At 49.6% G+C, this 7,904-nt stretch carries 11 protein-coding genes; 3 read left to right on the top strand and 8 right to left on the bottom strand.

Annotation, left to right across the window (positions count from 1 at the left end):
* Positions 1 to 306 precede the first annotated feature (306 nt).
* A complete protein-coding gene (locus tag AC0QH1_RS27560; protein WP_324634644.1) occupies positions 307 to 663 on the bottom strand; it encodes a hypothetical protein in 357 nt (118 codons plus the stop codon).
* Here AC0QH1_RS27560 and AC0QH1_RS27565 point away from each other — a divergent pair.
* Entirely contained in the window at positions 649 to 975 is a 327-nt protein-coding gene (locus tag AC0QH1_RS27565; protein ID WP_324634645.1) for a hypothetical protein, read from the top strand. The two genes, AC0QH1_RS27560 and AC0QH1_RS27565, sit on opposite strands and share 15 nt — an antisense overlap.
* Positions 976 to 1,047: 72 nt before the next feature.
* On the opposite strand, the gene AC0QH1_RS27570 is transcribed toward AC0QH1_RS27565, so the two are convergent.
* The 6 genes from AC0QH1_RS27570 to AC0QH1_RS27595 all read right to left on the bottom strand — a co-directional run bounded on the left by AC0QH1_RS27570 (position 1,048) and on the right by AC0QH1_RS27595 (position 4,750).
* Positions 1,048 to 1,986 (bottom strand): exopolyphosphatase, encoded by a 939-nt coding sequence (locus tag AC0QH1_RS27570; RefSeq protein WP_324634646.1) that lies wholly within the window; start codon positions 1,984 to 1,986, stop codon positions 1,048 to 1,050.
* Positions 1,987 to 2,128: 142 nt separating this feature from the next.
* A complete protein-coding gene (locus AC0QH1_RS27575) occupies positions 2,129 to 3,397 on the bottom strand; it encodes a WD40 repeat domain-containing protein (protein WP_324634647.1) in 1,269 nt (422 codons plus the stop codon).
* Between the two features lie 100 nt (positions 3,398 to 3,497).
* Positions 3,498 to 3,938, bottom strand: a complete 441-nt coding sequence (locus tag AC0QH1_RS27580) for a heavy metal-responsive transcriptional regulator (protein ID WP_324634648.1) — start codon at positions 3,936 to 3,938, stop codon at positions 3,498 to 3,500.
* 22 nt (positions 3,939 to 3,960) lie between these two features.
* A complete protein-coding gene (locus AC0QH1_RS27585; protein ID WP_324634654.1) occupies positions 3,961 to 4,254 on the bottom strand; it encodes a hypothetical protein in 294 nt (97 codons plus the stop codon).
* A 40-nt stretch (positions 4,255 to 4,294) separates the two neighbouring features.
* Complete coding sequence (locus tag AC0QH1_RS27590) at positions 4,295 to 4,552, bottom strand: hypothetical protein (RefSeq protein WP_324634649.1); 258 nt, start codon at positions 4,550 to 4,552, stop codon at positions 4,295 to 4,297.
* Between the two features lie 27 nt (positions 4,553 to 4,579).
* A complete protein-coding gene (locus AC0QH1_RS27595) occupies positions 4,580 to 4,750 on the bottom strand; it encodes a chlorophyll a/b-binding protein (protein ID WP_324634650.1) in 171 nt (56 codons plus the stop codon).
* Between the two features lie 133 nt (positions 4,751 to 4,883).
* Between AC0QH1_RS27595 and ald the strand changes: the two genes are divergently transcribed.
* Together ald and AC0QH1_RS27605 are read left to right on the top strand one after the other, a co-directional pair.
* Positions 4,884 to 5,969, top strand: coding sequence for an alanine dehydrogenase (gene ald, locus AC0QH1_RS27600; protein ID WP_324634651.1), 1,086 nt, complete (start codon positions 4,884 to 4,886; stop codon positions 5,967 to 5,969).
* Between the two features lie 380 nt (positions 5,970 to 6,349).
* On the top strand, positions 6,350 to 6,955 hold the full coding sequence (locus AC0QH1_RS27605) for a GNAT family N-acetyltransferase (protein WP_324634652.1): 606 nt from the start codon (positions 6,350 to 6,352) through the stop codon (positions 6,953 to 6,955).
* Here the strand turns inward: AC0QH1_RS27605 and AC0QH1_RS27610 are convergent.
* Positions 6,952 to 7,536 carry a hypothetical protein gene (locus AC0QH1_RS27610; protein ID WP_324634653.1) on the bottom strand — a complete coding sequence of 195 codons (585 nt, stop codon included), beginning with the start codon at positions 7,534 to 7,536 and terminating at the stop codon, positions 6,952 to 6,954. The two genes, AC0QH1_RS27605 and AC0QH1_RS27610, sit on opposite strands and share 4 nt — an antisense overlap.
* Between the last annotated feature and the right edge of the window lie 368 nt (positions 7,537 to 7,904).

Below are 7,904 nucleotides of genomic sequence, written 5' to 3' on the forward strand. Positions count from 1 at the left end.
ATGCCGGAAATCCGGGTTCTTTCCGATGTAGAACGATTGATGGCAATTCAAGAAGGCATCAAAACCGTTAATTCACTGGAAGAACTGCAGGAAATTTATCGCAGTTAGAGGCGTGCATTGTGTCGGAGGGGGTGGGGTACGATCGCACCCCACCCCCTCCCATTTATCCCCTCGCCATCTGCGCCGATCGCATCCCCTTCTGTTCATCAAAACTTCATCATTTTTCCCCATTTTCCTTCCGATTCCCGCGCCGACTCGCTGGAAACAAACGCAGCAAATTGCGCCGTCAAGTTTTCCTCTTCACCGTTACCAGGTCTGCATCATCTCCGTGAAATTACGGATAAAAATTGAGGAAAGACTGGGTTTGAATTGAGTCAAACGGAAAAATGGCGGCGATCGCCATCTGGATTTTAGAACTGTTAGAATGTAGATTAACCTAATCATAGGCTGAAACACTTCATCGGTTGCCTGCATCTCCATCTCGGTTGCGGGAGTGGTCACAGCGATCGCAATTTTGTCGTCTCTTTGCCACTCCAGTTTCCAGATGAGGGAAAAACTCGATCGCGATTTGTAATAAATCGTAATCTTATGTAAACTGAAGGTGCCAATAGAAGTCGTTTGGCCTTTAGTGGCGAGGAGGTGAAATTGATGTCCAAAGCACAAAACAACGGTAACGTCATGGTGGTTGATTTGGCTGAGGGAATTTTAGTCGGAACTCTCATGCCGAAGGACAACCTCCCCGCACTGCGTTCTGGGTTTGCCGGATATCCCGTCAACCCGCGCTGGAGTGTCGTGAAATATCGCGCCTGGAAAACCGGGCGGCGGTTGCGCGAGTCTCTGGATGCGGGCGAACTGATGGTGCGTTCTACAGACTCGATGCTGATCCGCGCCGAAGACGCTCCGCAAACCAAATCTGTCAAGTTCAATAAGCTAAAGCCCTGGGGTTCTAAACAACCGCCAATGGTGCTGGTATAGATAGGGTGAACGCAAGCCAAAATCTCACAAAAGGAGCGATCGCTATCCGAGTGCGATCGCTCCTCATTGCATTTAACCCGCAGCCGTAATCCGCTCGATCAGCTCTTGTTTCACTTGTTCCGCTTTCTCATTCTCAATTTGGCAGGTTCCCGCATTTGCATGACCCCCACCGCCATATTCCAGCATTAATTCCCCAATATTCGTCTTTGAAGTACGATTAAAAATCGACTTACCCACAGCAAACACCGTATTTTGCTTCTTCAGCCCCCACATCACGTGCATCGAAATATTGCACTCCGGGTTCATCGCATAAATCGTAAACCGATTCCCCGCATAAATAACCTCTTGGTCTCTCAAATCGATGACCACTAAATTATCATGCACCGTGGAACACTCGTTCAGTTGGTCTTTAAACTTCTCTTGCTGGTCGAAATATAAATCGAACCGTTCCCGCACGTCGGGCAAATCTAAAATTTCGTCAATCGTATGATTCCGGCAATAATCAATTAACTCCATCATTAACTGATAGTTAGAGATGCGGAAATTTTTAAACCGACCCAAGCCGGTGCGAGCATCCATCAGAAAGCTCAACAGCACCCAACCCGTCGGAGTCAAAACATCCGAGCGACTGAATTGAGCCGAATCCGACTTATCCACCGCCGCCATCATCTCCTCAGAGACATGGGCAAAAGTGTCTTTTCCGCCATAGTAATTATACACTACCCGCGCCGCCGAAGGAGCCTTGGGGTCGATAATATAATTATCTTTTATCTCCTTATTGCGAATCGTTTCGCTTTCGTGGTGATCGAACGCTAAATGAACGCCTTCCACATAAGGCAAATTCGTGGTAATATCGCGATCGCTAATCTCAATTTTTCCATCCTGCATATCCTTCGGATGGACGAATTTAATCTCGTCGATTTTATCCAGTTCTTTTAACAGCACCGCACAGACCAGGCCATCAAAATCACTGCGAGTCACCAATCTGTACTGTTTTTCAGTGCCAGACATAAATCCCCCTCCTATAACAAAACCGTGATAATGTTTCTATTGAAACCCATCTTTTTTCTAATGTCCAGAGGGCTGGCGCGATCGCCCATTCTCTCCCAAGGGCAACAAGGCGATCGGCAACCCTCCACAAATAATTGCCGAGTTATTCTAAATTCTCAATTCTCAATTCCGCCACCGGATCCTCCGCCTCAAACGGAGGGCCACCGCGCCAAATCTTCACAGAGCGGTCTAACCCCCCACTAGCAATCGAGTTACCATCCGGACTCCAAGCGATCGTCTGCGCCCAATTCAACTCCACAGACAACACCCCAATTAACTCACCCGTTCTTAAATCCCACAACCGGATTCCATCGCGACTGACACTGGCAAAAATCCCCCCCTTCGGATTCACTTGAATCGAACGAATCCAACTCTTATGTTCCACCAGGGTGTAAATAGATTCCCCACGAACCAAATCCCAACGGTGAATCCGACTGTCCAAACTCCCAGAAATCAAACTGCCCCCATCCGGAGTAAATGCCAAAGTGGTAATCCCCCGATCCTGTACGAACGGCGTTGCAATCGCATTGCCATAAATCGGCGTTTCATTCTCTGGAAGCAAAGGCCATAGGGTGATATTGCCCCCATCGTCACCGCCAGCAATCAGACGCCCATCCGGTCGAATAGCCACCGCATAGATCGGCTGAAATTTCACCAGAGAACCAATCAACTGCATTTCGCCGAGATCCCATAGTTTCATTCCATCTAACGCCCCACTGACCAGATTGCGTCCATCCGGCGTAATCGCCAGAGACAGAATGTGGCTAGAATGATCCAATAACGTATGGCGTAACTCTCCGGTTTCGAGATCCCAGACATTAATCAAACCGCCCTCGCCACCACTGACCAGAGTTTTGCCATCCGGACTAAAGGCAAGCGCCAGCACGCGGATTTGATGACCTTCCAAACGATAAATTCGTTTTTCTGCCTGTAAATCCCACACTTCAATTTTCGGATCGTTTCTGCCCCCGCCCACCGCCAGCAGTCTGCCATTGGGACTGAAGGCAAGGGATTGAATGGTAGCGGATTCCCCTTCGATGGTGAGGATCAGTTCCGGGTTCTGCCAAGATGCGGCGATCGCAGAAGGAACCGCAGGGGAAACAGGGGGCGGGAATTCGCCGGAAAAGCGAACCGGGAGAATGCGCTGCGACAGGGATTCGGTGGCGAAAGGCTTGGAAAATTCCCGGTTAGCCACAGGCGGGATCCTTGTCAGAGGCGCTGTGCTGTTGCCGATCGCGACTATCGGGGCAGCACCCAGGGCAAAAGTGCCGATCGCCAACCCCATCAGGATGCGATCGCGACTAGCATTTCTCGAAAGGCGAAAGGCACGAACCAGGGTTGAGGCTAAACGATTCAGGGGCAAACGAGTCACGTTCTAAAAACTATCCGCAACAGTGCGAGATTTATGGTAGAGGCTGACATCGCCTTTAGTCTACCCAGGCGTCCCATCGAGAAATCAGATCCAGGGGAAATTAAGGCTGAATATTCGGGCAAATCGTATGGGCAATGCGTTCCGCAGAGGGTTGTTCTTGCCACCCTTGCAGAATCCCTTGCAATTGGGAGCGAAGCATTTCCAACGCTTCGATCTGCTCGTCGATCGCCCGAACTTTTGCCTCTAAATGCTGTTTGACCTCCCCACAGGGCAACTCGCCGCGATCGTGAACCTGGAGAATTTCTTTAATTTCTTTCAAACTCAGTCCTAAAGATTGCGCCCGTTTAATAAATGCCAATCGATTGAGGACGCTTTTATCGAACAATCGGTAGCCCGACGGCGATCGCTCCACCGTCGGGACCAACAGCCCGATTTGTTCGTAGTAGCGAATGGTCTTGACGGGCAATTCAGCTTCTGCGGACACTTCACCGATTTTCAACGGGCGATCGGCTAGATGGCTTTCCATCATAGGGGGTTTCATCGGAACGTCATCAGACAAGAGTTTAATGAGGGGGATGTTTTTTATGAGACATCAACATCGGTAAGGGCTGACGAGAAGAACTCGCAGGGAGATAATGCTCCGGCACTTTTTCAGTTTCCGTGGGACGAGAGCGCTGGAGTTGCCACCACCGCAGCGCCAGTGCCAAACTCACCACCGTAATCCCAAATCCGAACAGAGAAGCGCTTTGCTCGACCCCTCCGATCGCGGCATCAACAGCTCCTACAGTCACGACAAAACTGGCGATCGGTTCTTGACGGTAGGCGGACTTTAAAAATCTCAGCCATGCAGCGTGCATCATGATTTCTTCGCTTCTAGTTTTTCTTTAATGTTAAAACCTACAGTTGACCCCCGAGTCCGGATTGCTCTCCAAACCCGTTCGCTACTTTAATTTTAACGGTTTGGCTGGAAATCGATCGGGAGGGGTGAATCTGGGGAAACAGGCGATCGCTTCCAAGCCAGTGGGTCTGGTATAGAGAGACTCTCCGGAGCATCGGGAGTTTCTGGGGGTTTTGCACGGCTACCCCAGCGGGCGATCGCCGCTCCCGTAAATAAGATGACGAGAGAAAATCGAGACTCCCGAGACAGTCCCTCATTTTCCCTCGCCTCAGAGATGGCGCGAACTAATTGAGACCCAGCCAAGAAAGCAGCCCTTGCCCGGTGAAGTATTCAATTACCAGGGTCAGGACAAAGCCAATCATCGCCGCTCGCCCATTTAAGCGCTCGGCATACTTGTTAAAGCCAAATTTCGGCTGTTCTAGGTTGGGGGTAACGGTGGGTTGCGGTTCGGTCATGGCGGTGCCAGTTAGTTACAATTCTTAACGATTGGTCGTCTTCTATTGTAGAGATGCTCGGTCCGAAGTCAACCGCAACGTCTCTAGAATCTGTTGATTTAAGCTATAAACCAGGATTATTCAGAGGTTGTTAATGGAAATAGGCGTTCCCAAAGAAACCAAAGATCGGGAATTTCGGGTGGGATTAAGTCCGAGTAGCGTCCGGGTTTTGGCAGACAACGGGCATTCGGTCTTCGTGGAAACCCATGCCGGTGTGGGTGCCGGTTTCACTGATGAAGACTACCAGCAGGCGGGAGCCAAGATCGTCTCCACGGCGAAAGCGGCGTGGAATCGCGACTTGGTAGTGAAGGTGAAAGAACCCTTGTCGCCAGAATATCAGTTTTTGCAACCAGGGCAACTGCTGTTTACTTACCTGCATTTAGCCGCCGATCGCAAGCTGACCGAGACCGCGATCGAGCGGGGGGTATGCGCGATCGCCTACGAAACCGTAGAACTTCCCGATGGGCGACTCCCCCTGCTCACCCCCATGAGTGTCATCGCCGGTCGCCTCTCGATCCAAATCGGCGCGAGATTCCTGGAACGCCAACAAGGAGGGCGCGGCGTCCTTCTCGGCGGCGTTCCCGGCGTCAAACCCGGCCATGTGGTGGTTTTGGGCGGCGGCGTCGTGGGTACGGAAGCGGCACGCATGGCCGTCGGTATGGGGGCGCGAGTCCAAATTTTAGATATCAATGTAGACCGCCTCGCCTATCTGGAAAGCTTGTTTGGGTCGCGGGTGGAATTGCTTTACAGCGAATCTTTACAAATCGAAGCGGCGGTGTCCGATGCTGACTTGCTCATCGGTGCGGTACTGGTTCCGGGCCGCCGCGCCCCCATTTTAGTCCCGCGCTCCTTTGTGGGCCAAATGCGCCCCGGTTCGGTGATTATCGATGTGGCGGTGGACCAAGGCGGTTGTGTGGAAACCTTGCATCCCACCTCCCACTCCAATCCCACCTATCTTGAGGAAGAAGTCGTCCATTATGGCGTGCCTAATATGCCAGGAGCTGTGCCTTGGACGGCCACGCAAGCACTCAATAATAGCACGTTACCTTATGTGGTGGAATTGGCTAACTCTGGCGTTAAAGCGTTAGAAAAAGATGGCCGGTTGGCTAAAGGGTTGAATGTACACCAACACCAGCTCATTCATCCCGTCTTGCAAGAGGTGTTCCCCGACATGAGTTAGGCGTAAAATACCTAACTCTCCGTGCAGCAAAATAACTTGCAGGCGTCCGTAGGGTGGCCTGTGGCCACCTCCCCACTTCATCCGGTTGACGAGGAGAGAACACCTGTACCAAAACCTCTGCGCTACTGAACCGAGACCCGAGAAGCAAGCGGTTTGTTGTTGTCTAGGAATTTCACCTTTTTTAGAAAAAATTTCTGCTTTTATTGTTGACAATTCTGCCAGGTTTTGGTATGATTTTATCATGGGAAAAGGTGCGGCCATATATATAGGGAAAATTTAGGCAGGGAGAGGGGTGGGGTAACTGGAGATCGCGCCTTTTTGCGTTTCAGCGTCCCAGGGTCAGGAAATCTCAATCACTCGAATTTTTTACCACATCGGCCATGCGGATTTTTCTCGAAACCGAACGACTGATTTTGCGCTACTTCACCCGAGAGGATAGCCATTTATTATATGAACTCGACCAGGATCCGGAAGTCATGCGATATATCAATGGCGGACATCCGGTAGAGTTATCCTATATTCAAGAGAATTTCTTACCCAAGCTATTAAAATTCTACGATTACTACGAACATTATGGAATTTGGGCAACGGTGGAAAAATCCAGTGGCGACTTTATCGGGTGGTTTCATTTAATGCCCGCCACCGATAGTAACTTTGCGGTAGAATTAAATCTCGTCACTTCAGAGGAAATGGCGTTGGGGTATCGTTTGCGTCAAGCAAGTTGGGGGAAAGGATACGCTACCGAAGGGTCGCGAATGCTAATGAAGAAAGGGTTTGGAGAATGGGGCGTAAAGCGCATCGTCGCCTGGGCATTAGTGGCGAACAAACCCTCAATTCGCGTGATGGAAAAAGTGGGGTTAAAGTTTGAAAGAAAGTTTGGGTTTGAACCGCATCAGTTGCCGAATTTTGCCCGACCGGAAGAGAGAAAAGCGGTGAAATATGGGTGCGATCGCGAAGAATTTCTAGAAGAATGCATCGGGGATTAGATAGACGCTGAATGGGATAAAAAAGGCTGACAGAGGATGCCGATAATTTTCTCATAACTGGTGATATAATAGTCGTCGAGGTCGATAAATGCAGTTTGACCGAGCAGCTTTAGGAATTTCCAAATTGCCCCGGTTGTTACCGCACCGTAAATCGTCGATAATTCCAAAGCGTCTCGCTGGTTGAAGCGCTGGGCCGCAATCATTTCCGCAATACATTGACCTAAACCGCTTTTGATATTTTCGTTTTTCGCTTCGACTAAAGTAACTACGGGACTGCGGATTTCGTACAGTTCTCTGGAAGCGGTGAGGATATAGTCGCAAAACCCGTTCAGTCCTAATTCCGGATCGACTTCAAATTCCGTCCCGGAAAAAAAGCCAATTTCTCCGTTAAAAATCCGGCGGACTTCGAGTAAAATTGGCGCGATTAGAAGTTCGGAACGAGCCTTTTCCATATTGATGGCATTGGCAAGGGGGAGATACTCGGTTAATGTCCTTTTTAGGTAGTCGCTGGATGCGATTTCCCGGACATTGACAAATAAATGTTGGGCTTCATCCACCGTTAAATTAAACGCAGTTCTCATATGGGTGAGGTAACGAATTTTTTACCTCAAAGGTGCAAGCGCGGTTGAGGCTATTCGGCTGCGGATCGCATCAAGCAACAGACCTGCTATATTTCACCACCACGCGATCGCTTGGTGGAAAAAAACTGTCCCGATGAGCGGAATAGTTATTTATCCTTAGTCCAACTCTCAGATATGGAAAAAAACAGACCAATTAGCACAATGGTTATTTATCCTTAGTCCAACTCTCAGATATGAAAAAAAACTATACCGATGAGCGGAATAGTTATTTATCCTTAGTCCAACTCTCAGATAGCGCAATGGTTATTTATCCCTAGTCCAACTCTCAGATATGGAAAAACATGCCTATTAGCGCAATGGTTATTTAT

The sequence above is a fragment of the Phormidium sp. CCY1219 genome (genome assembly GCF_055795085.1).